At 36.1% G+C, this 26,403-nt stretch carries 19 protein-coding genes; 9 read left to right on the top strand and 10 right to left on the bottom strand.

Annotated features, from left to right (window positions below):
- Window positions 1–170: 170 nt before the first annotated feature.
- Both OLM58_RS14175 and OLM58_RS14170 read left to right on the top strand, forming a co-directional pair.
- Entirely contained in the window at window positions 171–1,484 is a 1,314-nt protein-coding gene (locus OLM58_RS14175) for an APC family permease (protein WP_264529433.1), read from the top strand.
- 166 nt (window positions 1,485–1,650) lie between these two features.
- A complete protein-coding gene (locus tag OLM58_RS14170; RefSeq protein WP_264529432.1) occupies window positions 1,651–2,274 on the top strand; it encodes a GyrI-like domain-containing protein in 624 nt (207 codons plus the stop codon).
- Window positions 2,275–2,419: 145 nt separating this feature from the next.
- Here the strand turns inward: OLM58_RS14170 and OLM58_RS14165 are convergent, their stop codons facing one another.
- Window positions 2,420–5,053 (bottom strand): valine--tRNA ligase, encoded by a 2,634-nt coding sequence (locus OLM58_RS14165; RefSeq protein WP_264529431.1) that lies wholly within the window; start codon window positions 5,051–5,053, stop codon window positions 2,420–2,422.
- A gap of 250 nt (window positions 5,054–5,303) precedes the next feature.
- Here OLM58_RS14165 and OLM58_RS14160 point away from each other — a divergent pair, with 250 nt between their 5' ends.
- Window positions 5,304–5,684, top strand: coding sequence for a DUF1573 domain-containing protein (locus tag OLM58_RS14160; protein ID WP_264529430.1), 381 nt, complete (start codon window positions 5,304–5,306; stop codon window positions 5,682–5,684).
- A 109-nt stretch (window positions 5,685–5,793) separates the two neighbouring features.
- Here OLM58_RS14160 and OLM58_RS14155 read toward each other — a convergent pair whose 3' ends face one another.
- From OLM58_RS14155 to OLM58_RS14135, 5 genes are all read right to left on the bottom strand, one after another.
- A complete protein-coding gene (locus tag OLM58_RS14155; protein WP_264529429.1) occupies window positions 5,794–6,282 on the bottom strand; it encodes a hypothetical protein in 489 nt (162 codons plus the stop codon).
- A 137-nt stretch (window positions 6,283–6,419) separates the two neighbouring features.
- Complete coding sequence (locus tag OLM58_RS14150) at window positions 6,420–8,594, bottom strand: OmpA family protein (protein WP_264529428.1); 2,175 nt, start codon at window positions 8,592–8,594, stop codon at window positions 6,420–6,422.
- Between the two features lies 1 nt (window position 8,595).
- Window positions 8,596–9,531: a type IX secretion system membrane protein PorP/SprF gene (locus tag OLM58_RS14145; RefSeq protein WP_264529427.1), complete on the bottom strand. Its 936-nt coding sequence runs from the start codon at window positions 9,529–9,531 to the stop codon at window positions 8,596–8,598.
- A 32-nt stretch (window positions 9,532–9,563) separates the two neighbouring features.
- Window positions 9,564–12,203, bottom strand: coding sequence for a gliding motility-associated C-terminal domain-containing protein (locus OLM58_RS14140; RefSeq protein WP_264529426.1), 2,640 nt, complete (start codon window positions 12,201–12,203; stop codon window positions 9,564–9,566).
- A 121-nt stretch (window positions 12,204–12,324) separates the two neighbouring features.
- Window positions 12,325–13,650 carry a PDZ domain-containing protein gene (locus tag OLM58_RS14135; RefSeq protein ID WP_264529425.1) on the bottom strand — a complete coding sequence of 442 codons (1,326 nt, stop codon included), beginning with the start codon at window positions 13,648–13,650 and terminating at the stop codon, window positions 12,325–12,327.
- Between the two features lie 123 nt (window positions 13,651–13,773).
- Here OLM58_RS14135 and OLM58_RS14130 point away from each other — a divergent pair, with 123 nt between their 5' ends.
- The 6 genes from OLM58_RS14130 (at window position 13,774) to lgt (ending at window position 19,126) form a co-directional block, all read left to right on the top strand.
- Window positions 13,774–14,970: a pyridoxal phosphate-dependent aminotransferase gene (locus OLM58_RS14130; protein ID WP_264529424.1), complete on the top strand. Its 1,197-nt coding sequence runs from the start codon at window positions 13,774–13,776 to the stop codon at window positions 14,968–14,970.
- Window positions 14,971–15,171: 201 nt separating this feature from the next.
- Window positions 15,172–15,843 (top strand): GTP cyclohydrolase I FolE, encoded by a 672-nt coding sequence (gene folE, locus OLM58_RS14125; RefSeq protein ID WP_264529423.1) that lies wholly within the window; start codon window positions 15,172–15,174, stop codon window positions 15,841–15,843.
- 96 nt (window positions 15,844–15,939) lie between these two features.
- Entirely contained in the window at window positions 15,940–16,305 is a 366-nt protein-coding gene (locus OLM58_RS14120) for a four helix bundle protein (protein WP_264529422.1), read from the top strand.
- Window positions 16,306–16,388: 83 nt separating this feature from the next.
- Window positions 16,389–17,867 carry a cysteine--tRNA ligase gene (gene cysS / locus OLM58_RS14115; RefSeq protein WP_264529421.1) on the top strand — a complete coding sequence of 493 codons (1,479 nt, stop codon included), beginning with the start codon at window positions 16,389–16,391 and terminating at the stop codon, window positions 17,865–17,867.
- A 22-nt stretch (window positions 17,868–17,889) separates the two neighbouring features.
- Window positions 17,890–18,129, top strand: a complete 240-nt coding sequence (gene yidD, locus OLM58_RS14110; RefSeq protein WP_070906973.1) for a membrane protein insertion efficiency factor YidD — start codon at window positions 17,890–17,892, stop codon at window positions 18,127–18,129.
- A gap of 64 nt (window positions 18,130–18,193) precedes the next feature.
- Window positions 18,194–19,126: a prolipoprotein diacylglyceryl transferase gene (lgt, locus tag OLM58_RS14105; protein WP_070906974.1), complete on the top strand. Its 933-nt coding sequence runs from the start codon at window positions 18,194–18,196 to the stop codon at window positions 19,124–19,126.
- A gap of 381 nt (window positions 19,127–19,507) precedes the next feature.
- On the opposite strand, the gene OLM58_RS14100 is transcribed toward lgt, so the two are convergent.
- From OLM58_RS14100 to gyrB, 4 genes are all read right to left on the bottom strand, one after another.
- Window positions 19,508–20,122, bottom strand: coding sequence for an acyloxyacyl hydrolase (locus OLM58_RS14100; protein ID WP_264529420.1), 615 nt, complete (start codon window positions 20,120–20,122; stop codon window positions 19,508–19,510).
- A gap of 84 nt (window positions 20,123–20,206) precedes the next feature.
- The gene (gene secDF / locus OLM58_RS14095) at window positions 20,207–23,182 is read right to left on the bottom strand and encodes a protein translocase subunit SecDF (RefSeq protein WP_264529419.1); all 2,976 of its coding nucleotides are present in this window, start codon (window positions 23,180–23,182) and stop codon (window positions 20,207–20,209) included.
- A gap of 227 nt (window positions 23,183–23,409) precedes the next feature.
- Window positions 23,410–24,345: a malate dehydrogenase gene (gene mdh / locus OLM58_RS14090; RefSeq protein WP_264529418.1), complete on the bottom strand. Its 936-nt coding sequence runs from the start codon at window positions 24,343–24,345 to the stop codon at window positions 23,410–23,412.
- Between the two features lie 109 nt (window positions 24,346–24,454).
- The gene (gene gyrB, locus OLM58_RS14085; RefSeq protein ID WP_017495356.1) at window positions 24,455–26,395 is read right to left on the bottom strand and encodes a DNA topoisomerase (ATP-hydrolyzing) subunit B; all 1,941 of its coding nucleotides are present in this window, start codon (window positions 26,393–26,395) and stop codon (window positions 24,455–24,457) included.
- Window positions 26,396–26,403: the final 8 nt, after the last annotated feature.

Below are 26,403 nucleotides of genomic sequence, written 5' to 3'. Positions count from 1 at the left end.
TTTACCCTCCAGACTTTTGTCGTATTTCAATACCGAAAACAAAAAAGTTTGGTTTTAAACAGAAAACCTCATCTTACAATAGATGAGGTTTTTTGTTTTCACTAAAGAAAGTAATCCGATTGTATTACTTTTGTTCCACAAAAATTCTCACCAAAACAAAACTCCGATATATGTCAGATGCTAAAAAAAATCAATTGCAAAAAAGTCTTGGCCTAAGTTTTAATATTGCTGTATTAATTGGAGGAACGATTGGCGTTGGAATTCTTCGTACACCTGGCAGTATTGCTTCCCTACTCGATAATTATTGGTTCATTATTGCTTCATGGCTCTTTGGAGGTTTATATGTTTTGCTAGGAGCCAATTCTTATGCAGAACTTTCCACAATGTTACCCAAAGCAGGTGGCTCCTATAACTATATTAAAAGAGCATTTGGCGAATATGCCGGCTTTCTTTCCGGCTGGTTTGATTTTATCGTCAATGTTACACCGCCGGCTTTTTATTGCATTGTAATTAGTGAGTATATCATTATTTTATTTCCTGTACTCTCGAACTATTCTACCGTGATGGCAATTTCTTTATTACTTGCTTTTGTACTCATTCATTTAAGTGGTGTAAAAAACGGCAGCGTCATTCAGCAAATTACCAGTTTCTTAAAAGTAATCTGCTTTGTAGCCTTGGTCATAGCCTGTTTTATGTACACAGGTACTGAAGTTCCTAAAATCAAAACAGACCATTCTTTCTTTCAAATTGGACTAATCTTTGGCTTTTTCAAATCATTGCAATTGATCATCGGGACTTACAATGGCTGGAACAGTGTTTGCTTTTTTGCAGAAGAAAACGATAACCCCAACAAAAACATTCCCAAATCATTGTACAGCGGTGTCTTTTTAGTTGTTGCTATTTATGTTTTGGTAAACGCCGCTTTCTTTCATGTTTTACCAATTGGCACCCTGGCAAAATCAAATTTAGCTGCAGCTGATGTTGCTAAGATCCTTTTTGGAGAAAACGGAGCTATTATTGTTACGGTAATTTCCATTTTTTCATTAATCAGTATACTAAATGCTTTTATGATGATTCCACCAAGAATCCTTTACGGATTAAGCCGTGACGGGTTCTTTTTCAAACAAGGAACAACAGTAAATAAAGGAGGAACACCAATCGTAGCGCTTTTAGTTTCATCGCTTTTCAGTTTATTTTTAATTTGTATTGGCTCTTTTGAAGTATTATTTTCTTTTGCAGCCTTTATCTCAATTATCGTTTGGGGACTGGCTTATCTTTCTCTCTTAAAACTAAGAGCCACCGAACCTAATTTACCTCGTCCGTATCATTCTTTTTGGTATCCGTGGACGACAATATTTGCCTTTGTAGCCTCGATTGCTTTATTAATAGGATTTATTTTCAGCGATCCAAAAGGTTTTGCTATAATCGTTGTTCTCACTTTGATTTCTTATCCTGTATTTTTGTTTTTGAAGAAGAAAAAGTAACCGCTTATTTTTAATAGCCACGAATTCTAGAATTTTATTTTTACCATCTATAAAAACAAACAATTCGTGAATTCGTGGCTATTTTTTTTAGAAAAAAGATCTAAAATATTTCTGCTGACATACTGTTGTCACCTTCTGTGATTTAATTTGCAATAAAACTAAAAAGATGAGCAAACTAGATTTAACAAAAACCGACAAAGTATACTACACTGCTAAAACTAATCCCGAGATAGTTTACATTGAAAAAACAAATTACCTATCGATTACAGGAAAAGGTGATCCTTCGGGACAAAAATTCTCAGAAAATATTCAGGCCTTGTATGCCACTGCTTATGCTATTAAATTTATGCAGAAAGCCGTAAATAACGATTTTGTTGTTCCAAAACTAGAAGCCTTATGGAGTTTTGATACTGAAAAATACAAAGACATTTCTATGGATGAAGCTCCGCTAAAAATACCCCGAAGTGAATGGGATTACAGAATTATGATCAGAATGCCGAATTTCGTAACTAAAGAGCAAACAGAAGAAGCCATTCAAAATACTGCCAATAAAAAACAAATCGAACGAGCGAAATCAATAGAATTTTATGAGATGGCTGAAGGCAAAGTGATACAGGTTCTTCATATCGGACCTTTTGAAAATGAGCCTCAAACGCTGAAAAAAATACAGGAGTTTTCTACAGCACACCAGCTGGAACAAAATGGCTTACACCATGAAATTTATTTATCAGACTTTCGGAAAACAGCTTCTGAAAAATTGAGAACAATACTTCGAGAACCTGTAAAATAACTTACTTTTAACAGCCCCGAATTCCCGAATTTTATTTTTTACTATCTGTGAGTAAATGAATAATTCTTGAATTCGTGACGATTAAAAACAACAAACCCGACAGATTATAAAAATCTGTCGGGTTAAATATTAATTACAAAGCAGCTTATTTCAATCCGGCAATACTTTGCTCGATTGTAGCAATTTTTGCTAATGCATCAGCTTCTTTTTGTTTTTCATTAGCCAAAACTTTTTCAGGTGCTCCGGCAACAAATTTTTCATTAGATAATTTTGCCTGAACAGATTTTAAGAAACCTTGCGTGTATACCAGCTCTGCCGTCAGTTTGGCAATTTCTTCTTCTACATTGATGTTTCCTGAAATCGGAATGAAATATTCATTTGATTTCACACGGAAAGACAATGCTCCGTCTACCTTAGCTGTAACATACTCGAAAGCTGAAATGTTCCCTAACTTCGTAACAATAGAGTCAAAATACGTCGTGATATTCTCACTGTTGATTGCTTTCAATTCGATCGCATCTTTAAACGGAATATTTTTATCCTTACGAATTGTTCGGATTCCTGAAATTACTTCAATTGTACTTTCAAAATCTGAAATTAAATTGGCGTTGAAAGGTTTTAATTCCGGCCAGGTAGAAACGATTAAAGCTTCTTCCGGAGTTCTGTCAGCAAGTAAATGCCAAATTTCTTCGGTTAAGAAAGGCATAAACGGATGCAGCAATTTCAGATTGCTTTCTAACATTTCGATCGCTTTATCCAACGTTGCTTTATCAATTGGCTGTTGATAGGCCGGTTTAATCATTTCTAAGAACCACGAACAGAAATCATCCCAAACCAATTTATAAATGGCCATCAACGAATCTGAAATTCTGTATTTTTCGAAATTATCTTCAATATCAACTAAGGTCTGCTGCAATTTTGCTTCGTACCATTCGATGGCTACTTTTGAAGACTCAGGTTGTGGAATCGTTTCAGAAACTTCCCATCCTTTGATTAGTTTAAAGGCATTCCAGATTTTATTCGAAAATGCTTTCCCCTGATTACATAATTCTTCATCAAACATAATATCGTTTCCGGCAGAAGCACTTAAAAGCAATCCTACGCGAACTCCATCCGCACTAAATTTATCGATTAAATCTAAAGGATCAGGTGAATTCCCTAATGATTTAGACATTTTACGACGTTGTTTATCACGAACTAAACCGGTTAAATACACATTTGTAAATGGTTTTTCACCTGCGTACTCGTAACCTGCAATGATCATTCTGGCTACCCAGAAGAATAAAATATCCGGACCTGTTACCAAATCATTTGTTGGATAGTAATATTTATAATCTGCACTTTCCGGATCCATAATTCCACCAAAAACTGACATTGGCCAAAGCCATGATGAAAACCACGTATCTAAAGCGTCAACATCTTGTTTTAAGTCAGCTGCTGTTAGTGAGTTGTTAGATGTTCTCTCTTTAGCTAAAACTAAAGCATCTTCAATAGTTTCTGCTACTACGAAGTCTTCTTTTCCATCTCCATAATAATAAGCCGGAATTTGTTGTCCCCACCATAATTGACGTGAGATATTCCAATCACGGATGTTGTTTAACCAATGCGCATAAGTATTTTCAAAACGTTTTGGATGCAATTTAATGTCTCCCGTTTCTAAAACTGACTTAATAGCCGGTTTTACCAACTCTTCCATTTTCAAAAACCATTGGTCAGATAATCTTGGTTCGATTACCGCTTTGGTTCTTTCGGAGGTTCCCACTTTATTCAAATGGATTTCGGTTTTAGCCAAAGCTCCGATTTCTTCCAGTTCTTTTGCAATTTCAGTACGAACCACAAAACGGTCTTTGCCCTGATAATGCAATCCGAAACTATTTAATGTAGCATCTTCATTAAAGATATCAACGATTTCAAGATTGTGCTTCTCTCCTAACGTTTTATCATTCATATCGTGTGCCGGAGTCACTTTCAAACATCCGGTTCCGAATTCAACATCTACATATTCGTCTTCGATAATCGGAATAACTCTTCCACAGATTGGAACGATAGCTTTTTTCCCTTTTAGATGTGCAAAACGCTCATCATTGGGGTTGATACAGATCGCAGTGTCTCCAAAAATAGTTTCAGGACGCGTCGTAGCGATCGTCAGAAAATCTTCTGAACCTTCAATTTTATATTTTAAGAAAAATAATTTTCCTTGCTGTTCTTCGTAGATTACTTCTTCGTCAGAAAGTGTTGTTTTTGCTTCCGGATCCCAGTTTACCATTCGGTATCCTCTGTAAATCAATCCTTTATTATACAAATCTACAAACGAGCGAATTACAGATGCTGACATATCAGGATCCATAGTAAATTTAGTTCTTTCCCAATCGCAGGAAGCTCCTAATTTTTTAAGCTGATCTAAAATTACACCGCCGTATTTATCCGTCCATTCCCAGGCGTGTGCTAAAAATTCCTCACGGGTTAAATCATTCTTATTGATTCCTTCCGCTTTTAATTTCTGTACTACTTTTGCTTCTGTCGCGATAGAAGCATGATCCGTTCCCGGAACCCAACAGGCGTTAAAACCTTTAAGACGCGCTCTACGAATTAAAACATCCTGAATAGTATTGTTCAGCATATGCCCCATGTGAAGGACTCCTGTGACGTTTGGTGGCGGAATTACAATTGTATATGGTGTTCTGTGATCAGGTTCTGAATGAAAATAGTTGTTCTTCATCCAGTAATCATACCATTTGTTCTCGATCGTCTTAGCGTCAAATTGTGCTGGAATTGTCATTTACTAGGGTTGTTTAATCGTTAATTTGCTTATTTGTTTAATCGTTTCGTTACTGTAATTACAGTCTTTGCTAATCATCAATCGATGAAGCAGATACACGTCTAAACAATTAAACAGAAAAACTGGTTCAATTTTTGTACTAATTATTGACAGCAAAAGTAAATAATTAAGTACACTATAAAAAGCGAATTAATAATTTGTGTGTTAATTAAAAGAATGTATATTTACTTACAATTTAAAAAAATTTGAAATGAAAAATGTAGCCTCTTTTATTGCAGTCGTATTGTTTAGTACAATAAGTTATGCACAAAACGGCCCAAAAATTGAATTTGAAGCCCAAGACAATACAATTGATTATGGAAAAATTTCGAAAAGTGACAACGGAGTTCGCTCTTTTGAATTTACCAATACGGGTGATGCTCCGCTTTTGATTACTGGTGCTGAATCTACCGTAAGTTCTATAGTTGTTACCAAACCCGCAGCAGCAATTATGCCGGGAAAAAAAGGTAAAATTGATGTAAAATACAACATGGTTTCCGGTCCGATTCGTAAAACAATTACCGTTGAAACTAATGCCGTAAACTACCCTGACGGTAGAGTTGCCTTAAAAATCAAAGGTGAAGTGTTATAAAACACAAAAACTAATAAATAACAAAGCCGCTTCCAGAAATTAAGAAGCGGCTTTTTTTATATCTAATCCGACAGTTTAAAAACCTGTCGGATTTGTTTTTTAGAGGTTGTTATTTTGATTTCTCCGTACACTCGACCGCATCAAATTTATATTTTACTCGATCGAAATCGATTGGTTTGTCTTTTACCAGATAAGTAACTCCCATAGTAGTCTGCATCGTCCCGTTGCCTAAAATAAGTCTTTTGTCTTTCTTTAAGAATGCCATTGGATTTTTAAAAGTTTTATTCTTGTTGGTTACCTCTTGAAAAGTATAGTCCGCAAATAAGGTGTCTCCGCGGAATTCTCCTGCAAGTTCTCCCACTCTTTCTGTTGCTGCGGCAACTTTCATAGTCATATTGCCACTTATTTTTCCATTTTTTAGCGTGTTTACTTTTAAATCGATAGTATCTTTTTCATATATAGCTTTATAACATTCTGTACTTACAATGGTCTCAGCATCTGCTTTAGCTGCTTCAGCCGCCTTCTGATTTTCATTGTTTTTACAGCTTTGAAGTCCGATACAGGTCACAAGCAAGCAGGATACAACTAGGTTTTTCATAATTATTTTTATTTTAATCGTTGTTATTTTATAAAATTAAATAAAAAAGAAGCTAAAAGAAAGGGTTCTAAACTAATTTTTTAAACATCAAACCCGACAGGTTTTAAAAATCTGTCGGGTCGATTTAACTACTGCAATTATAAGTCCTTAATTACAAATTCACTTCTTCTGTTCAGTTCGTGTTCTTCTTCTGAGCACGCTTCATCGGGGTTGCATTTCACAATAGGTACTGATTCTCCATATCCCTTCGCCGTCACCCTTTTGGCATTAATACCTGACTCTAGTATAAAGTCTCTGGTTGAATTAGCCCTTTTTTGAGATAAATTGGCATTGAACTTTTCATTACCTCTTGAATCGGTATGTGATCCAATTTCGATTACCATGTCAGGATATTTCTTCATTAATTCCACCACACGTCCTAATACTACTTTAGATTCTTTTCGGATGTACCACAAATTATAATCAAAATAGATCGGATCGGTTTTAATAATCAATCGGTTTTTATTGTCTTTTATCACATCTTTTTCCTGCGCAAGAATCTGAGCTGTTTTTTCTTTCTTTCTAATGTCTTTTGCAATAATTTCGTCTGCCTTTGCCTTTTTATCTGCTTCTTTTAAAGCAATAACAGCCAACGCTTCTTTTTCTTTTCTTCGTTTCTTATCAATTTCTTCCTCCTGTTTTTTCTTTTCTGCAAGCTGCTGTTCTTCCTGCCTTTTCTTTTCAGCAGTTTCTAGTTCTTCTCGTTTTATAACCTCCAAAGATCTTAAAGCCATCGAGGCGTCATGGCTTGCGTCTCTGGTTTTTCCGGAAGATACGGTTCTCGATTCGCTTGTATACTTTTCTTTGGAACTTAAAACAGTAAACGAACTTTCGCAATCAACAGTAAAACTAAACTTCCCATCTGTGGTGGTGATCGTTGTATTCAAAACTTTCTGATCTGAATTCTGTAAAGTCACTGTCGCATTTTCTAAAGGCAGCTTGGTATCAACATCTGTAATAATTCCTGCAATGAATTGTTTGCAATCTTCTACGATTAGGTCTTTGATTTCTTTAATCTGATAAATATCATCGCTCCCTTTTCCTCCCTCTCTATTGGAAGCAAAATAGCCTTCTTTGGTATCAGCATCGATATTAAAAGAGAAATCATCACCATTTGAATTCAAAGGCTGTCCCACATTCATCGGTTTACTGTATTCGTTTCCGTTAATATCGGAAACAAAAACATCAAGTGATCCATAACCTAAATGCCCGTCAGAAGAAAAATAGAGTTTTTGGTCTGTTGAAACAAAGGGAAACTGCTCTCTTTTATCGGTATTAATTGTCGGACCTAAATTTCGGGGGGTATCAAATGCTCCTTTATTAATGTTTACCGAATAAATATCAAACGCCCCCAAAGTTCCCGGCATATCTGATGCAAAGTACAACACTTTTTCATCCGGACTCAAAGCGGGATGTTCGACTGAATATTCTGAACTGTTAAACGGAAGTGACGTTACATTTTTCCATTTGCCCTCCATCAGTTCGGCTTTAAAAATCTGAAGATTCGAAATTTTCTGCTCGTTTGTTTTCTTGCTTTTATTCTTGGAATTGTTACGCGTAAAATAAATCGTTTTGCCGTCTTTTGTAAAAACCGCGTTTGCCTCGTGCATCCCACTTTTTAACTCTTTGGCAAAATAATGCACTATAGAATCTGCGGAATTGCTGTTTTTAAGAGGAATCGACACCAGATTCAAATACGTTTCATTGTCCCATTTGAATTTTTTATCCAACAATCCGGGCTTTAATTTTACTCCTGCAAAAACCAGATCTTCATTATATTTTACTGCTCCAAACTCTGAATTAGGGGTATTGATTGCCAGGTTTTTAAGTTCATAACGTTTCCCGATCGCCGAAACATTCTCCAGAGTTTTTAGCTCTTTTTCAAAATTAGAAACGGCATCGCTATGATCTGATTTTGAATAATACTCCTTTAAAGCTGCATTGGCATCGTCATAACTATTGCTTGCTTTTAAAGTCTGTGCATATCTGAAATAATAATTCCGATCTAAACCATTAGCATAATTTTGAATCAAAAGTCGGTAATAACGCTGCGCTTTTATCAAATCGTTAGTGTAAAAATACGAGTCTGCCAGATTCTTTATCACTTCCTGTGAAGGCTTATTTTCTGCTAATTTTTCATATAAAGTAATCGCTTCAGCATAATGCGTTTTATCAAAAAAACGTTTGGCTCTGGCCAATTCAAAATCCTGAGCCTGTATAAACTGTATTAAAAATACGAATACAATAACGAGTAATTTTTTCCTGTTTTTCATTTTAAAAGAATCTTGGCGATTTATCGTATCCTTTTCCTAATAAGTCTAAATCAAAAAGCAGCATAATTTCGTGTGTACCTGAATTAAACCTTCCCATATTCGACAAATTATGATCGTAAGCATAGCCCACTCTTAAAGTTGGCGTTACATTTATATTCATTAAAGCACTTACAGCATCGTTTACTCTATAGGCTGCCCCCAATTCAAATTTATTATTGTACAAAACATTGGCTGTCAGGTCTAAAGTAACCGGCGACCCCGGAACAAATTTTGACATAAAAGCAGGCTTTAATTTAACCTTATCATTGAGTTGAAAAACGTACCCTGCCGTTAAAAAAGTATGAATGGCTTCTGATCCGTAAGCATTGATTCCAGATTTCTCTTCAAGGTGTTTCGTGCTCAACAGATTGGGTACAGACAATCCGACATAAAAATTATCTCTGAAGTAATAGGCCCCCACTCCAATATTAGGCTTGGTGACGTTTACATTTTCGGCGAAAGCCAAATCACTGGCCGCATCCCCACTTTCTAATTTAAACCCGTTGAAATTACTTTGGAGCGATGTATAACCTGCTTTTAGTCCAAGCGAAAGTTTATTTTTTCCCCCCAGATTTAAGACATAGGCAAAATCAGCATAAAAATTATTCTCTTTTTTTGCTCCGTCACCAATATCATCTGAAATCAGTGACAAACCCACTTCAATTTTATCACTTAAAGCTGTATGTCCGAAAAAGGTAAAAGTTTTAGGTGCTCCAATGGCTCCAACCCATTGCGTTCTGTACAATCCTCCAAAATTCATCATAGCAGGAACTCCTGTCGCATAAGCCGGATTGACTACACTCATGTTGTACATATAATGGGTGTACTCAGGATCCTGTTGGGCCGAGGCTGATAGGATACAAAAGAGGAAACTTATAAAAAGTAGTACTTTTTTCATTTGAAACTTATCTTAAATACTATAAAAGGAAATTATCTGTTCAGGTAAAGTCGGCCCTGCTGTGGACGTCTGTTGCCTTTATTAAAATTGACCACATAAAAATAGACTCCATTTGGCGCGATTCCGTCACCAAAACCGGCCGATTCGGAATTTCTTCCGTCCCAATTGGGTTTATTTCTATTTCCTTTAAACATTACACTTCCATATCTATTGAAGATTTCAAGAGTATAATCCGGGTATAAAAATTCTATATCCGGAATCCTGAAAGTATCATTTACGTTATCTCCATTTGGTGAAAATCCGTCAGGAATAAAAAAGGCATATTCATCCGGATTACAATCGAATAAAGAAACTGTAACTCCTAAATAATTATCAGAAATACAACTGGTTACAACCGAAAGATCAAAACCATAATAAGTTGCCTTATCGCGAAGCAAAGTTGTTGAAGTCAATAAATTACCGTTATTTTCGGCATCATACCACGCAACTGTAGAAGAGACATTGGTTGCTTTGGATAAATCTGCAATCGTAGGATTTTTTAACCCGCAAAAATTTTCTCCTCCTGAATTCAGCGTTGGAGCCGGCGTATCGTTTACCACAACCGAAACGGGAGTTGGTGCAGAAATACAATTTGCAGCAGAAATCTCTCTGACATAAAGCTGCTCTGTTTTTAAAACATAAGTGTCTAAAAGCGGTGTAGCTGCCGTAACAGAACTGTACCATTTGTACTGGGCTCCACGTGGCGTTAAATTTGTGATTACCGCTCCCTCCACTTTACAAAATATCTGCGGACTTGCTGCAAGTGGAGCTTCAGGAATTACATTTATCATAAAGATATCCGACACATTAACCAAATCGATATCACAGGATGTCACATTGTTTTTCACATTAAGAACCTTAATTCTTGTCGAACCTGTATTTAAAAGCAATCCTGCAGGGATAACAAAAGTAGCTTTTCCGTTTGTAACTGCTAAAACAACTGTCTGTAATGCAGAAGAGTTGCTGTCAGAAAGCGTGTAAGAGAGTGTAACATCTGTCAGATTCCCTAATCCGGAAACAGCTACGAGAACTGGCTCTCCAAAACAAAAGTTTTCAACCTGTACGACAACAGTTGACGCATCCGGCAAAGGATTGATAATCTGAGTCCCTTTTACATTGGCCACATTCGAACATTGGGGAGATGGATTCGTAATGTTTGTGATACTTGTTATCGTAATTGCTGACGATCCGCTTTTTACATTTAAACTCGCCGGAATTACAAAGTTTGCACTGCCGCCGGAAACTGCAATATTTGCTGTTCTACCGGTAACAACATTATCTCCCGTCAGATTATACGTAATTCTGTAAGTTCCATTAGCCAATAACGAAGCATTTGAAAGCTGAATTATTGCTGCCTCATTTTGACAAATTGGAGTAGTTGTTAACACTGCTCCATCTAAACGCGGCAATGGACTAATGATTAAGTCATCTGATAAATTACCAATTATATTGGTACATAATTTTTTACTGGATGTAGCTATAATACTGGTTACTGTAACGTTAAATGTACCTATTTGCTTAAAATAATTAGAGCTAAGCGGGAATACCAGTACCCCATTTGTAAAATTAGCCTTTACCGTCGCTGATGCAACGGTAGGTCCTGTAATAGTATATTGAACCTCATATTCTCCGTTCGGGATAGCTTGCGGTCCTTCTTTAATTCTTGCGGTATAGGATGCCGTTGCAATTTTATCTTCGCAAATATCGGAATCTACAACTAACTTCGCGCCGGTAAAATCTAATCTCTTTTCCAGTGTAATTTTTACCGTTTCCATATCATTTTCACAGATATTCTGATCCGGAACTGCAAAAACTGTGTAAGTATAGGAGTACTCTCCCGCTCCGGATGTAGCAAACAATGTCTGAAGATTAACGGTATGGCCTGTTGACGCGGTAATACCGGGACCACTCCACTTACCTCCCATATCTTCCCCTGAAAGCAGGTCGTGCAGGTCAAAATTAGCGTAAGGTCCCAAATCAGTCGTACCGCATAATTCTTTATCTGTTGGATCTCCGGCTTCCGGCTTCCTTACAACCGTTATCTTCACTGCCGAAGTAAGTGGTACCGATTCGCATGCCAGTACAGGCGGCACTGTGTAAGTAAAATTATAAGTGGTCTTCACTTGTACCTTTGGTACCGTGAACGTAGATCTTACAATCCTACCGCTACTATCCCTCCAGGTTCCGTTGGAATGCGGTCCCATAATAACACTATTAAATGCCGTAAAAAGATTATACTCTCCTCTGTCATTACAGATTGTAGCTTCAGTTCCAATTCCTGAATATGCGCCAATAGTTAAGGTTACGGTCGCTTTATTTACAACACATCCCGGCGTTGTTACGGTATAGGTGTATTGGTAAGTTCCCCCACTTGAAATAAGCTGGGCATTTAACATTCCTGTAGCAGAATCCAGACCTCTTAAATTATTATTATCCGTCCAGGTTCCCCCAGGAGTTGGTGTACCTCCTAATAATGAAAACAAAGAGATTGATTGATTGACCGGATCTTCAATATCACAAATTATATTTTGCGCATCGCTCCCCGCACATTGTGCCTGAACTTTTGAAACACAAACCAGCATAACAATAAAAAACAATGCGAATTGCAAGAAACTAGTGTATTTTTTCACCATAGACTTCCGGTTATTTTTTTACAAACATAACGAAATAATAATGTATATTAAACAATTAAAGCTTGCTTTAATAATTAAATCTTTACAAAACGCCTCTACAAAAAAATAGCGTTAATCCCCGTTACAGTTCATCTTCCAGTTTAAATCTGAATTTTAAAAGGAGACTGTTTCTTTCTATTTCTAAATCTATCCAAACATCTTCTTCAGATTTTAAAAGTGAATTGATCTGTTGTAAAGTGTATTTATACGGAAGTGTGTGATTAATACGAACAATGATGTCCCCCACTCTCAATCCGCAACGTTCTGCGGCTGAGTTTTTACGAATATTTACAATTTCGTAAACCGGTTTTAAGGAGAACTTGTATCTAAAATCATCATTCTTTTTAGTGCCATAACCTGCTTCTTCAACTGAATTAACAACCTTTACCGTCTCCAGATGAACCGTTTCCTGAACCCACTGAAGTCCGTTATGCTGCACTGTAATTCCACTTTTATTATACGTAAAAGGTTCTGAGAATTTACTGTTTTTCTTAAGATACAATGTTTTATCCGCATAATCTAACACGACAGTAAATCGTTTTAAAACTTCTCCACCAACAGAACCTATTCGTCCGGGCACCATCTTTACATTCCGAATCGAACTCGAATCCGGAAATGCCACTATCGGGTTTTTAAAATTGAATTCTCCAATAGAAAACTTTTCAATTTTGGCACGATGTCCTTCAATGTCACCGCTGAAACCTTTTCCCAGAAAATCAGGAAAATTTTTACCCGGCAGCTTTATAATATCATTCTTAAAAATCCAAAAAGCATCACTATTACCAATATCGATCAACATTTTTGCGGGTACAGCAACATTTTCCACAAATGCGGTTGTGTACAGATACGGTTTAGATCTTTCAATCGTAATCGGAACTGCTTCAAATTTTTTATTCAGTCTCTTAAGAGCTTCTTCATTATTCTGATGAACTACAATCTTCTTCTTTTGATAATTTAACTCAACGAGGTTGTTTTTGAAAAATTTATATCCAATAATACCATTCACCGGAATTCCAATGTGTGATGATAAATTAAAAGTTTGGTCCAGAATGACATACAGTAAATGATTGTTCGATCTTAAACCATGGGTTTCCAAAACATTATTCGTCGATTTCAAACCTTCAATTTCATCTTCACTTCCTAAACCTCTCAGCTTAATTTTCTGAACATTTTTAAAACTAACCTCCTGTTTTTCTTCCATACTGAACAAAATGGTTTCTTCAACCCCCGAATCCAACAGAAAATTTAGTTCTACTCCATTTACCTTTATAGGAATAAAAACCAGATTATTAATTAATGTAAAAGGTATGGTAACCTTAGAGGCACGCTTTTCTATTTGAAAATCTTCTTGCGCCTGAAGTGCAAAAGCTGTGAAAAGCCCAAAAAACAATATAAAATGTTTTCTCATTGATAAAATTTTAAGATAAAATTACTAAAAATATCGATAATTACTACAAATTAATAAGTACCCGTAATGTTTACGTTAAATTCGAAAAAAAAATGCAAATTTGCACTTCAATAAAGAAAACCTATGCCAACAATTTCTCACAAAGGCAGAAACATGCCCGAATCACCGATACGCAAACTTGCTCCTTTTGCTGATTTAGCAAAGAAAAAAGGACACAAAGTGTATCATTTAAACATTGGTCAACCGGATATCAAGACACCCGAAGTGGCCATCGAGGCGGTAAAAAATATTGACTTAACTCTTATAGAATATAGTCCGTCAGCCGGATATGAAAGCTATAGAAAAAAACTAGCTCAATTTTACCAGCGCCAAAATGTAAACGTTAATACAGAAGACATCATTGTTACAACTGGTGGTTCTGAAGCCTTACTATTTGCGCTGGCCACAATTACAGATCCGGGAGATGAAATTATCATTCCGGAACCTTTTTACGCTAATTACCATGCATTTGCATCTTCAACAAGTGCAACTGTCGTTCCTTTAGTTTCAACTATCGAAACTGCATTTGCTTTACCAAGTATTGACGAAGTTGAAAAACTTATTACTACAAAAACAAAAGCCATTTTAATTTGTAACCCAGGAAATCCAACCGGATATTTATATTCTGAAGAAGAAATCAGACAATTGGCAGGCTTAATCAAAAAACACGATTTATACCTAATTGCTGACGAAGTCTATCGCGAGTTTTTATATGATGGAGACGATAAACATTTTTCTGTAATGAATCTGGAAGATGTTCAGCAAAACGTAATCATGGTCGATTCGGTTTCTAAACGCTATAGTATGTGTGGTGCCAGAATTGGATGTCTGGTAACCAAAAATAAAGAAGTATTGGCAACAGTAATGAAATTTGCACAAGCACGTCTGAGCCCTCCTACAATCGAGCAAATCGCTTGTGAAGCGGCAATAGATACTCCACAAAGTTATTTTGACGAGGTAATTTCCGAATACAGAACGCGTCGTGATACTTTAATCGCCGAATTAAATAAAATCGAAGGCGTTATTGTGACGAAACCTAAAGGGGCTTTTTACTGTATCGCACAATTACCGATTGACAATTCTGAAGATTTTGCGCAATGGCTTTTAGAAAGTTATGATCTGAATGGCGAAACCGTTATGGTTGCTCCCGCTGCCGGATTTTACTCAACGCCGGGAATGGGACTGAATCAGGTTCGAATTGCGTACGTTTTAAACAAAAAAGATTTAATTACTGCTGTAAACATTCTAAAAGAAGCTCTTTTGATTTACAATAAGAAGTAAGGTCTGAATATAAAATTTTAAAAAGACAATAACATGCTGTGTTATTGTCTTTTGTATTTAAAAGAAACCACATTTTCTCTACAATTTGAATTTTATAGCAAAAGCCGCAATTAAATAGTAAAAACCATAGAAAAGGTTTACCATTTATTAATTATCTTTACCGCCTTAAAAAGAAATACCCATACTAATAGTAAGTTTTTAATGATAAATAACGAAGATTTTTTAGACGAAATAGGAGACAATCACTTTAGCAGTAACGCAAAAAATCCTTTAAGAGCGGATGCTTTTGACTTAAGTGACGACGAAAAAATAGAAAAAATAAAAAAAGATGTTGAAAACATCCTTCAAACTCTGGGAATGGATTTGACGGATGACAGCATTAAAGGTACTCCAAACCGAGTAGCCAAAATGTTTGTAAAAGAAATTTTTGGAGGTCTTAATCCTTCAAAACAGCCAAAAGCTTCTACTTTTGACAACAACTACAAATACGGTGAAATGCTGGTAGAAAAAAACATTACGGTTTATTCTACTTGTGAGCACCATTTACTGCCAATCATCGGAAGAGCTCACGTGGCTTATATTTCTAACGGAAGAGTTATTGGTTTATCCAAAATGAACCGTATTGTAGAATATTATGCAAAAAGACCTCAGGTGCAAGAGCGTCTAACCATGCAAATTGTTCAGGAATTACAAAAAGCACTTGGAACCGAAGATGTAGCCTGCGTGATCGACGCGAAACACCTTTGCGTAAATTCCAGAGGAATCAAAGATATCGAAAGCAGCACAGTAACCTCTGAATTTGGTGGTAGATTTAAAGATCCGCAAATTAAAAGAGAACTTTTGGACTATATAAAACTGGATACACAATTCTAGTTGAATCGGTGAATCGTTGATTTGTTTAATCCCATTTTTCTTTGAGTAAAACTTTCGATTAACTGGTTAAACAAATCAACAATTAAACAGAAAAGAATGTACACGTTTTCTTTTGAGAAATTAGAAGTTTGGCAAAATGCAAGAATGTTTATATTAGACATTTACAAATTGACTGATACGTTCCCGCCAAATGAGCTATTTGGAATCACTTCTCAAATAAAAAGAAGTTCATCGTCAATTGCAACAAATATTGCAGAAGGCACGTCGCGAAATACGAATAAAGACAAAGCTCATTTTTTAACTATTTCTTATTCGTCAGCGATGGAAACTTTAAATCATTTGATAATTTCCAGAGATTTAAACTATCTTTCCGAGACAGAATATCTTGAAACCCGAGAAAAAATAGAAAAAATCTGCAATCAGATAAACAGTTTAAAAAAATACTATCTTTCAAAAGAATAAAACTTAAGTAATTACAGAACGTTACGCGATTCAACAGTAAACAAATAAACGGTTAAACAAATAAACGATTAAACGACAAAAAAATGCCTTTATACACAGCTCAACATCTAAAAATATACAATTCACTTTCGGGTGAAAAAGAAAGTTTCAACCCTATACATGAAGGAAACGTTGGAATGTATGTTTGCGGACCTACGGTTTATAGCAATGTACACTTAGGAAATGTTAGAACTTTCATGTCTTTTGACGTGATATTCAGGTATTTTTTACACCTTGATTACAAAGTGCGTTATGTGCGTAACATTACCGATGTAGGGCATATTGTAGACGATGTAGATGAAGGCGAAGACAAGATTGCCAAGAAAGCACGATTGGAGCAGTTAGAACCTATGGAAATTGTTCAGCGCTATACCGTTGATTTTCACAATATATTAAGATCCTTCAACTTCTTACCGCCAAGCATTGAGCCAACTGCTACCGGGCACATTATTGAGCAAATCGAAATCATCAAAAAAATTATCGATACCGGAATTGGTTATGAAGCAAACGGATCGGTTTATTTTGACGTTGTGAAATACAACGAAACCAATAATTATGGAATTTTAAGCGGTAGAAATATCGAAGATATGCTGGCAAACACCCGCGATCTTGATGGACAATCTGACAAAAGAAACCCACAGGATTTTGCGCTTTGGAAAAAAGCAGAACCAGAACACATTATGAGATGGCCATCGCCATGGAGTGATGGTTTCCCGGGCTGGCACTTAGAATGTACTGCCATGAGCACCAAATATCTTGGAAATCATTTCGATATTCACGGAGGTGGAATGGACTTGAAGTTCCCACATCACGAATGTGAAATCGCACAAAACGAAGCCTGCACAGGTCAGTCTCCGGTAAACTACTGGATGCATGCCAATATGCTGACTTTAAACGGAAAGAAAATGGCAAAATCAACCGGAAACAACATCTTACCGGGAGAGATTTTAAGCGGAGACAATACCATCCTAAGCAAAGCTTTTTCGGCGTCTGTAACCCGTTTTTTCATGTTACAGGCACATTACCGAAGCATACTAGATTTTTCTGATGATGCTATTGTGGCTGCCGAAAAAGGTTATAAAAGACTAATGGAAGCTGTAGATGCTTTACCTACAATTTCAGCAGGTACAACAAGTTCTATAGACATTGCAGCATGGAAACAATTGTGCTACGATGCCATGAATGATGATTTCAATACACCAATTCTGATTGCGCAATTGTTTGAAGCGGTTCGTTATATCAATTTACTGAAAGACGGAAAAGAAACGATCTCAGCAGAAGATTTAAACACCTTCACAACTGCAATTAATGCTTTTGTTTTTGATGTTTTAGGTTTAGCCAATGACAAAGCTGCTGACGGAAATACCGACAAACTGGAAGGAACTGTAAACATGCTTATCGCTATGAGAAATCAGGCCAGAGCTGATAAAAACTTCGCTCTTTCAGATCAGATTCGCGATCAATTGATTGGTCTGGGAATTCAATTGAAAGACGGAAAAGAAGGAACCAGCTTCTCTATATAAATCACTCATTTCCTAATAAATCATGAAAGTAATCACTCCATTTGTTTTATTAGTCCGCTTTTATCAATCTGCAATATCGCCTTTTACTCCGGCGAGTTGCAGATTTGAACCTACATGCTCCACTTACATGATCCAAGCCCTGCAGACTCATGGTTTATTTTATGGAGGTTATCTGGGCATGAAAAGAATCTTAAGCTGTCACCCTTGGGGAAGAACTGGTTACGACCCCGTTCCTGAGAAGAAATGTTCACACAAACATTAACTTTTTATAAAGAGCAACACTACTTTAAATATCTATTTTTACAAAATACAAAAAACAACAGCACATGACACAGCCCCTAAATATCGTTTGGAATCCTTCAGAAGGAATCGATCTAGGATTTTTTATGATTCGTTATTACAGTTTAATGTTCGTAATTGCTTTCGGACTAGGGTGGTTTTTAATGAAAAAGATCTTCGAACGCGAAAACGAATCTATCGACAAATTAGATTCTTTATTTGTCTGGACTGTTTTAGCGACGTTAATAGGTGCCCGATTAGGACATGTTTTATTTTACGATTGGGAATATTTCAGAAATCATTTACTTGAGATATTCTTACCTGTTAGATTCGAGCCAAAATTTGAATTTACCGGATTTCAGGGATTAGCGAGCCATGGCGCAGCTATTGCCATCATTGCTGCCATGTATTATTATAGCAAAATGATTTTGAAACGTCCATTATTATGGATTTTAGACCGTGTTGTAATTCCGGTTGCCAGTGGTGCTATTTTTGTTCGTCTAGGAAATTTTTTCAATTCTGAGATTATCGGACATGAAACAAAATCTGCCTTTGGAATTCGTTTTTTACACGATCAATTTAGTAAAAACGAAGCTGTAAATGCTACTCAAATTGCAGATCCTAAAGCTGCATACACCGCTATCGCAACAGATCCTAAATTTGCCGATTTACTGGCTCAGGTTCCGGCAAAACACCCAACACAATTATATGAAGCTATCAGCTATGTATTTGTTTTTGCGATTTTGTTTTTCTTATACTGGAAAACGAACGCAAGACTAAAATCAGGATTATTGTTCGGACTGTTCCTGGTACTTTTATTTGCAGTACGTTTTGTGGTAGAATTTGTAAAAGAAAGTCAGGGCGGATTTGAAAACGAACTAGGTCTATTTTCTACCGGACAATGGTTAAGTATTCCGTTTATCATTATCGGGCTTTTCTTTATCATTAGAGCACAAAGAAATCCTTTAGCAGAATCTTAATCCATTCGATAAAAAACTATAAAAAAAGTGTCCGATAATTCAATTTATCGGACACTTTTTTTGGATCAGGAGCAAAAGTTGAGAGAGAATAGAACCGAAAGTCCTAAAAGCATAAGCATAGTGCGAAGCACTATAAGTTAGATTAAGATATAAAATTGCTCTGAAAGGGCAAAAGCCATTTTCGCACCTAAATCTCAACAAAAAAACATTCAAATTCTTAGGGAATCTCATACAAAATATGCTGGAAGATTTTCTTTGCCATCAGGCTTTTGCCCTTTCAGGGCGTAACTCATAATTGCCATCATCATTCATAATGCTACGCACTATGCTATTGCCATAGCTCTTTCAGAGCAAATCCCAATTTCATAGATTCGTTATTATTTACAGGAAATACGAAATACCTAATTCAATATTTCTGGTATTATATCCCGCATTTTCAGCATTTAGCCCTCCATTTGAAACGTGCCGAACGTTACCACGGGCATCCAGCTGTAAGCGATTCATTTGAACCGAAAAACCCATCGCAAAAACATCTGCAAAAGCAAAACCTTTAGACATTCTTTCTGTTTCTGTATCTGTAATCATTGGTCCAATACTTCCTGAAGCATAAACAGAGAAAACTTTTCCAATTGGTTTCCTGACCAAAAAGCCAAGATTCAACACATACTCATGCACATCCTTCAACTTCGTATACTCTTCCCTCTTTTCAAGATAATCACGTCTGTCCGGCTTTACAAAGTAAAAATTCATCAGTTGGTGTCTTCCAAAATTAACTTCGGGCTGTACCAAAACCTCATATTTAAAATACTTTGATTCATTAACCCGATAGCGCAATTCCATCTTATAAAAATGATTGGTAAACGTGAAATTTCTATTGTTAAATTCGCTCCCAAAACCATAATTGATTCCTATGGCCAGCTTTTCGTTTTTAGTCTGTCCTAAGGCTTTAAATGTGCTAAAAATAACAATTAGAATCACTAGTAATTTTCTCCCCATAAATACTTTTTTTACTACCCTAAATATAGCACAAAAAAAAGATCCGGCTTTCACCGGATCTTTTTCTATATCTTAAGCATCTGATTATGCTTTATTGTGTTTGTCTTCGATTGTATGTTTATCATCATTTGAAATCGTGTCAACCAATACTGGTGTAGCGATAAATAATGATGAATAAGTTCCTACTACGATACCAATTAACATTGCAAAGATAAATCCTCTGATAGATTCTCCACCAAAGATAAACATTGTTAATAATACAATGATCATCATTAATGACGTATTCAATGTTCTTGATAATGTAGTATTAATAGAAGCATTTACGATATCTTCAAAACTTCCTTTACGGTTTCCGATGATGAACTCTCTAATTCTGTCGAATACAATTACAGTATCGTTCATAGAGTAACCAATTACGGTAAGGATAGCCGCAATAAAGTGCTGATCCATTTCCATGTGGAAAGGCATAAATTTGTAGCATAAAGAGTAGATTCCTAATACAAAGATAACGTCGTGCGCTACCGCTGCAATTGCACCTAATGAATATTGCCATTTACGGAAAGAGATCATTAAGTATAAGAAAATAACTGCCATTGCACCTAATACAGCCCAGTAAGAGTTTGTTTTGATATCCTCAGAAATAGAAGCTCCAACTTTAGATTGCTGTACAACACCAATCTTTTTACCATCAAATGAGTTGATGAATTTTTCGTAAGAAGTGTTAGGGAAATATTTCGTTAACGACTTGTATAAAATTTGGTTCACTTCTTCATCGATAGCTACACCATCTTCTTTAATTTTATATTTAGTTGTGATTTTCAACTGATCGTCATCACCTAAAATTTTCGCCTCAACCGGAGTACCGAAAGCAGCAGACAATTCATCTGATACTACAGTAGCATCAACAGGTTTTTCAAATTTCACCTGGAATGTTCTTCCTCCAACAAAATCAACACCCTCATCTAATCCGTTTACGAAAAAGATAGAAACTAAACTCACAACAACTACAATTGAAGAGAAGATGTATGTGAATTTTTTGATTTTAATAAAGTCAAAGTGGAAGTTTGTAAACCAGTTTTTAGTAACACTTGTAGAGAAAGTTAAATCTCCTTTTCCAGCAATGTTTCTGTCAATAAAAATTCTTGCGATAAAGATGGATGTAAACAATGAAGTTACGATACCAATCAATAATGTTAATGCGAAACCTTTGATTGGTCCTGTACCGAAAATAAACAAGATTGCTCCAGTTAAAACGTGCGTTACGTTTGCATCAATAATAGAACGCATTGCTCCGTGCCATCCGTAAGAAGCTACAACCGCTTCAGACAATGATTTACCTTCACGTAATTCTTCTTTTGCTCTTTCAAATATAATAATGTTCGCATCTACCGCAGTACCTAATGTTAATACGATACCTGCAATACCTGGTAATGTTAATACAAAACCAAAACTTGCCATAATTCCAAAAAGGAAAAGTAAGTTTAATAATAACGCAAGGTTAGCATACCAACCAGCTTTACCATAATAGAATACCATCCATAAACAAACCAATAAGAATCCTAATACAGAAGAAATTGTACCTGCATCAATTGCTGCCTGACCTAAAGATGGTCCTACAACTGTTGATTGAATAATATCAGCAGAAGCCGGTAATTTACCTGCATTTAATACGTTAGCTAAATCTTTAGTTTCAGCAACATCAAAAGATCCGGTGATCTCAGATCTACCTCCGGCAATTGGTCCGCTTGTAACACCTGGCGCAGAGTAAACAATATTATCTAAAACGATAGCAATGTATCCTTTTTGAGAGAAAGCTCTTCCTGTTAATTCTTCCCAAACTTTAGCTCCCTGGCTGTTCATTTGCATAGAAACAGCTGGTTTTCCTAATTGGTCAAAAGTATCTTTTGCATCTGTAACCACTCCACCGCTCATCGCAGGAACGTTATCTCTGTTTCCTTTTAAAGCATATAATTCAACTGCTTCAATATCTTTTCCTTTTGCATCTTTAATTGTAGTTGGTTTACTCCAAACAAATTTTGCATTGTGTTGGTCAGCACCCAATAAAACTCTGATATCTGCTCTTTTAAAGTAAGCATTTACAGCAGCAGTATCTTTAGGAGCAAAATATCCTAAAACTGGTCCACCACCCTGACCTAACATTTTGTCAAATAATGGGTTGTTTCCTTTTTTAGTATCAACTGAATCTTTAGCATTATCCGTTAATAAAGCATTCAATGAATCTTTAACAACAGCTTTAGTTTCTGTTTTTTTGATTTCAGTCTTTTTCAAAGCCTCATTAGAAGCTACTAAGAAATTACCAATTTCTTCGATTTTAAAAGTTTCCCAAAACTCTAACTGAGCTTTTCCTCCTAATAATTTCTTAATTCTATCTACATCCTTAGCACCTGGAAGCTCTACTAAGATTCTTCCTGTTTCTCCTAATTTTTGGATGTTTGGCTGAGTAACACCAAATTTGTCGATACGCTCTCTAAGTACTTTGTAAGCACTTTCGATAGATTCGTCAACTTTTTTCTTAATTACTTTTTGAACTTGCGCATCAGACATTTGAAAATCTACACCACCTTCTCCTTGCAAACTTCTGTTTGCAAAAATATCAGGTGAAGCTAATTTTACCGATCCTTTTGAGTTAGCCTCAAAAGCTTCAAAGAACTTATTTAAATAGGTTTTGTTTCCTTCTAAATTTGCAGTTGCATCAGCTAATGATTTATTAAATACCGGATTTTTAGAATTGTTTGCTAATCCTTTCAAAACGTCTTTAACAGAGATTTGAAGAATCACATTGATTCCTCCTTCTAAGTCAAGACCTTTGTTAAGTTGCTTGTTTTTTACTTCGTTATAAGTAAAATCAGTAAAACCAAGGTTTAACACTTTTTCTTTTCCAATAGAATCTAAGTATTTTAATTCTTTATCAGGATTATCTCCTGCAAAAGCTTTAGCTTCACTTTTGACACTATTGGCCACAAAAGTGAACGAGAGTTGGTAAATACTTACCAATGCAAATAGAATTGCGAAAAATTTAATAAGTCCTTTATTCTGCATTATTACTAAAAATTAATTATTTTTTATTGTTTGTTTTTGTTTTAAAGTCCCATAGAATAAGCCCTGATATGATTTTTAAGAACTAAAAAATCAAGATCACGAATTACAACATTTTTTTTAACCCGAGCAAATATATAATTAACGAAAAGATTAACCAATTTATTTATTAATTAATCTCAAAAAAAAGACTGCAAAAGTGCAGCCTTTTCCTCTTTTTACGAAATTCGTTATACTAAAATCGATTTTAAAGCGTCATTCATGCTTCTCACCGCATCTGCACTTTTCGCAAATAAGGCTTTTTCATGATCGTTTAACTGAATGCCTAATATTTCTTCCACTCCGTTTTTACCAATTATACAAGGTACACCTATACAGATATCATTTTGCCCGTACTCACCTTCCACAAAAACAGAGCAGGCGATCATTTTTTTCTGATCATTCAAAATACTATCTACCAGATAAGCTACAGAAGCTCCGGGTGCATACCATGCTGATGTTCCCAAAAGACCTGTAAGTGTTGCTCCGCCCACCATAGTGTCGGCAGCTACTTTTTGCAATACTTCTTCCGAAAGAAATTCAGTTACCGGAATTCCGTTATAAGAAGCCAGACGGGTTAATGGAATCATAGTAGTATCACCATGCCCTCCTATAACCATTGCCGAGATATCGTTTGCCGGTTTATCTAAAGCTAATGAAAGATAGGTTCTGAAACGAGAACTGTCTAACGCTCCACCCATACCAATAATTCTGTTTTTTGGTACTCCCGTAGATTTCAATGCCAAATACGTCATCGTATCCATTGGATTAGAAACTACAACTATTATAGTGTCCGGAGAATATTTCAGTACGTTTTCGGCAACTGTTTTTACAATTCCTGCATTTATACCTATTAATTCTTCACGGGTCATTCCTGGTTTTCTTGGAATTCCAGATGTAATAACTACTACATCACTTCCGGCAGTTTTAGAATAATCATTGGTCACCCCAGATACTTTGGTATTAAAACCTGTATTTGTGGCACATTGCATAATATCCAACGCTTTCCCTTCGGCAAAACCTTCTTTAATATCCAACAACACTACTTCGCTTGCAATTCCTCTATAAGAAATAACATCTGCACAGGTAGCTCCAACATTTCCTGCTCCTACAATGGTAACTTTCATATTTTATACTTTATCGGTTATTAATTAATTTGTTTGTTTGATAAATCGACAATTCGTTTAATCGTTTAAGTAAATTTAAACAATTAAACGAATTGATGATTAAAATTTATTACGCATCGATATTAGCGTAAACTGCATTTTTCTCGATAAATTCTCGACGTGGCGGCACCTCATCTCCCATTAACATAGAGAAAACTCGGTCAGCTTCAGCCAAACTATCAATGGTTACCTGACGCAGAGTTCTGAAGTTCGGATCCATTGTTGTTTCCCACAATTGCTCCGCGTTCATCTCTCCAAGACCTTTATAACGCTGAATTGCGGCGCTTCCACCCATTCTCTCGTTGGCCTGATCGCGCTGAACATCATTCCATGCATATTCTTTCTTGTTTCCTTTTTTAACTAAGTACAAAGGCGGTGCAGCGATATAAACGTGACCCTCTTCGATCAGCTCTTTCATGAAACGGAAGAAGAACGTTAATATTAAGGTAGAGATGTGACTACCATCGACATCCGCATCACACATGATGATTACCTTGTGGTATCTTAATTTTTCAATATTTAAGGCTTTACTGTCTTCTGCAGTACCAACTGTTACCCCTAAAGCAGTAAAGATATTTCGAATCTCTTCATTTTCGAATACTTTATGGTGCATCGCTTTTTCCACATTCAAAATCTTACCACGTAAGGGTAAAATTGCCTGAAAGTTTCTGTCACGACCTTGTTTAGCAGTTCCACCCGCCGAGTCTCCCTCGACAAGGTAAACCTCACATCTTGCAGGATCCTGCTCTGAACAATCTGAAAGTTTTCCCGGTAATCCACCACCGCCCATAACGGTTTTACGCTGTACCATTTCACGGGCTTTTTTAGCCGCGTGACGCGCCTGAGCTGCCAAAATTACTTTTTGAATGATAACTCGGGCATCATTTGGATTTTCTTCCAAATAATTCTCCAACATCTCTCCAACAGCCTGAGAAACCGGAGAAACTACTTCTCTATTTCCTAATTTTGTTTTGGTCTGACCTTCAAATTGAGGTTCTGCAACTTTTACCGAGATAATAGCAGTTAATCCCTCACGGAAATCATCTCCCGCAATTTCGAATTTCAATTTATCCAACATTCCGGATGCATCAGCATATTTTTTAAGGGTTCTTGTTAAACCACTTCTAAAACCTTGTAAATGCGTTCCTCCTTCGTGTGTATTGATGTTATTTACGTAAGAGAAAATATTTTCAGTATAACTTGTATTGTAAATCAGTGCCACTTCAACCGGAATTTCTCCTTTATCGTGATCCATACTGATTACATGCGAAACAATTGGCTCGCGATTACCGTCTAAATAACGAATATACTCTTTTAGTCCTTCTGTAGAATGAAAAACTTCGCTTCTGAATTCTCCTTTTTCATTTACTTCCCTTTTATCTGTAAAAGTGATTGTAATTCCTTTGTTCAGAAAAGATAGCTCGCGCATACGAGCGGATAAAGTATCATAAGAAAACTCTGTAGTTTGTGTAAAAATAGTATTATCAGGGTAAAAAGTCTGACGTGTACCTCTTTTTTCTGTTTCTCCTATTTGTTTTACCGGATATAATGATTTACCTCTCTCGTACTCTTGTTCGTAGATTTTTCCTTCTCTAAAAACGGTAGATTTCATGTGAACAGAAAGGGCATTTACAACCGAAACCCCTACTCCGTGCAAACCTCCGGAAACCTTATAAGAATCTTTATCAAATTTACCTCCGGCTCCAATTTTAGTCATTACAACCTCAAGCGCAGAAACACCTTCTTTTTTATGTAAATCAACCGGAATACCACGACCATTATCCTCAACTGTTACTGATCCATCTTCGTTTATTGCAACACCAATGGTATCACAATGTCCTCCCATCGCCTCATCAATAGAGTTATCTACAACTTCATAAACCAAATGATGAAGCCCTCGAACTCCCACATCTCCAATATACATCGATGGACGCATTCTTACGTGCTCCATTCCTTCTAATGCCTGAATACTATCTGCTGAATAATTGTTCTTCTTGATTTCTTCGCTCATATAATTTA

The sequence above is a fragment of the Flavobacterium sp. N502540 genome (assembly GCF_025947365.1).
Classification (GTDB): Bacteria; Bacteroidota; Bacteroidia; order Flavobacteriales; family Flavobacteriaceae; genus Flavobacterium.
The sequence above is the reverse complement of the archived record's forward strand: the minus strand, read 5'-3'. Positions and strand labels throughout refer to the sequence as shown.

Excerpts from the sequence above, each read along its gene's own strand:
- OLM58_RS14120 (WP_264529422.1), top strand. The coding sequence starts at position 15,940 with ATGTACACGTTTTCTTTTGAGAAATTAGAAGTTTGGCAAAATGCAAGA.
- cysS (WP_264529421.1), top strand. The coding sequence starts at position 16,389 with ATGCCTTTATACACAGCTCAACATCTAAAAATATACAATTCACTTTCG.
- OLM58_RS14155 (WP_264529429.1), bottom strand. The coding sequence starts at position 6,282 with ATGAAAAACCTAGTTGTATCCTGCTTGCTTGTGACCTGTATCGGACTT.
- OLM58_RS14135 (WP_264529425.1), bottom strand. The coding sequence starts at position 13,650 with ATGAGAAAACATTTTATATTGTTTTTTGGGCTTTTCACAGCTTTTGCA.
- mdh (WP_264529418.1), bottom strand. The coding sequence starts at position 24,345 with ATGAAAGTTACCATTGTAGGAGCAGGAAATGTTGGAGCTACCTGTGCA.
- gyrB (WP_017495356.1), bottom strand. The coding sequence starts at position 26,395 with ATGAGCGAAGAAATCAAGAAGAACAATTATTCAGCAGATAGTATTCAG.
- OLM58_RS14150 (WP_264529428.1), bottom strand. The coding sequence starts at position 8,594 with ATGAAAAACAGGAAAAAATTACTCGTTATTGTATTCGTATTTTTAATA.
- OLM58_RS14100 (WP_264529420.1), bottom strand. The coding sequence starts at position 20,122 with ATGGGGAGAAAATTACTAGTGATTCTAATTGTTATTTTTAGCACATTT.
- OLM58_RS14130 (WP_264529424.1), top strand. The coding sequence starts at position 13,774 with ATGCCAACAATTTCTCACAAAGGCAGAAACATGCCCGAATCACCGATA.
- OLM58_RS14145 (WP_264529427.1), bottom strand. The coding sequence starts at position 9,531 with ATGAAAAAAGTACTACTTTTTATAAGTTTCCTCTTTTGTATCCTATCA.
- OLM58_RS14170 (WP_264529432.1), top strand. The coding sequence starts at position 1,651 with ATGAGCAAACTAGATTTAACAAAAACCGACAAAGTATACTACACTGCT.
- OLM58_RS14160 (WP_264529430.1), top strand. The coding sequence starts at position 5,304 with ATGAAAAATGTAGCCTCTTTTATTGCAGTCGTATTGTTTAGTACAATA.
- secDF (WP_264529419.1), bottom strand. The coding sequence starts at position 23,182 with ATGCAGAATAAAGGACTTATTAAATTTTTCGCAATTCTATTTGCATTG.
- lgt (WP_070906974.1), top strand. The coding sequence starts at position 18,194 with ATGACACAGCCCCTAAATATCGTTTGGAATCCTTCAGAAGGAATCGAT.
- OLM58_RS14175 (WP_264529433.1), top strand. The coding sequence starts at position 171 with ATGTCAGATGCTAAAAAAAATCAATTGCAAAAAAGTCTTGGCCTAAGT.
- yidD (WP_070906973.1), top strand. The coding sequence starts at position 17,890 with ATGAAAGTAATCACTCCATTTGTTTTATTAGTCCGCTTTTATCAATCT.
- OLM58_RS14165 (WP_264529431.1), bottom strand. The coding sequence starts at position 5,053 with ATGACAATTCCAGCACAATTTGACGCTAAGACGATCGAGAACAAATGG.
- folE (WP_264529423.1), top strand. The coding sequence starts at position 15,172 with ATGATAAATAACGAAGATTTTTTAGACGAAATAGGAGACAATCACTTT.
- OLM58_RS14140 (WP_264529426.1), bottom strand. The coding sequence starts at position 12,203 with ATGGTGAAAAAATACACTAGTTTCTTGCAATTCGCATTGTTTTTTATT.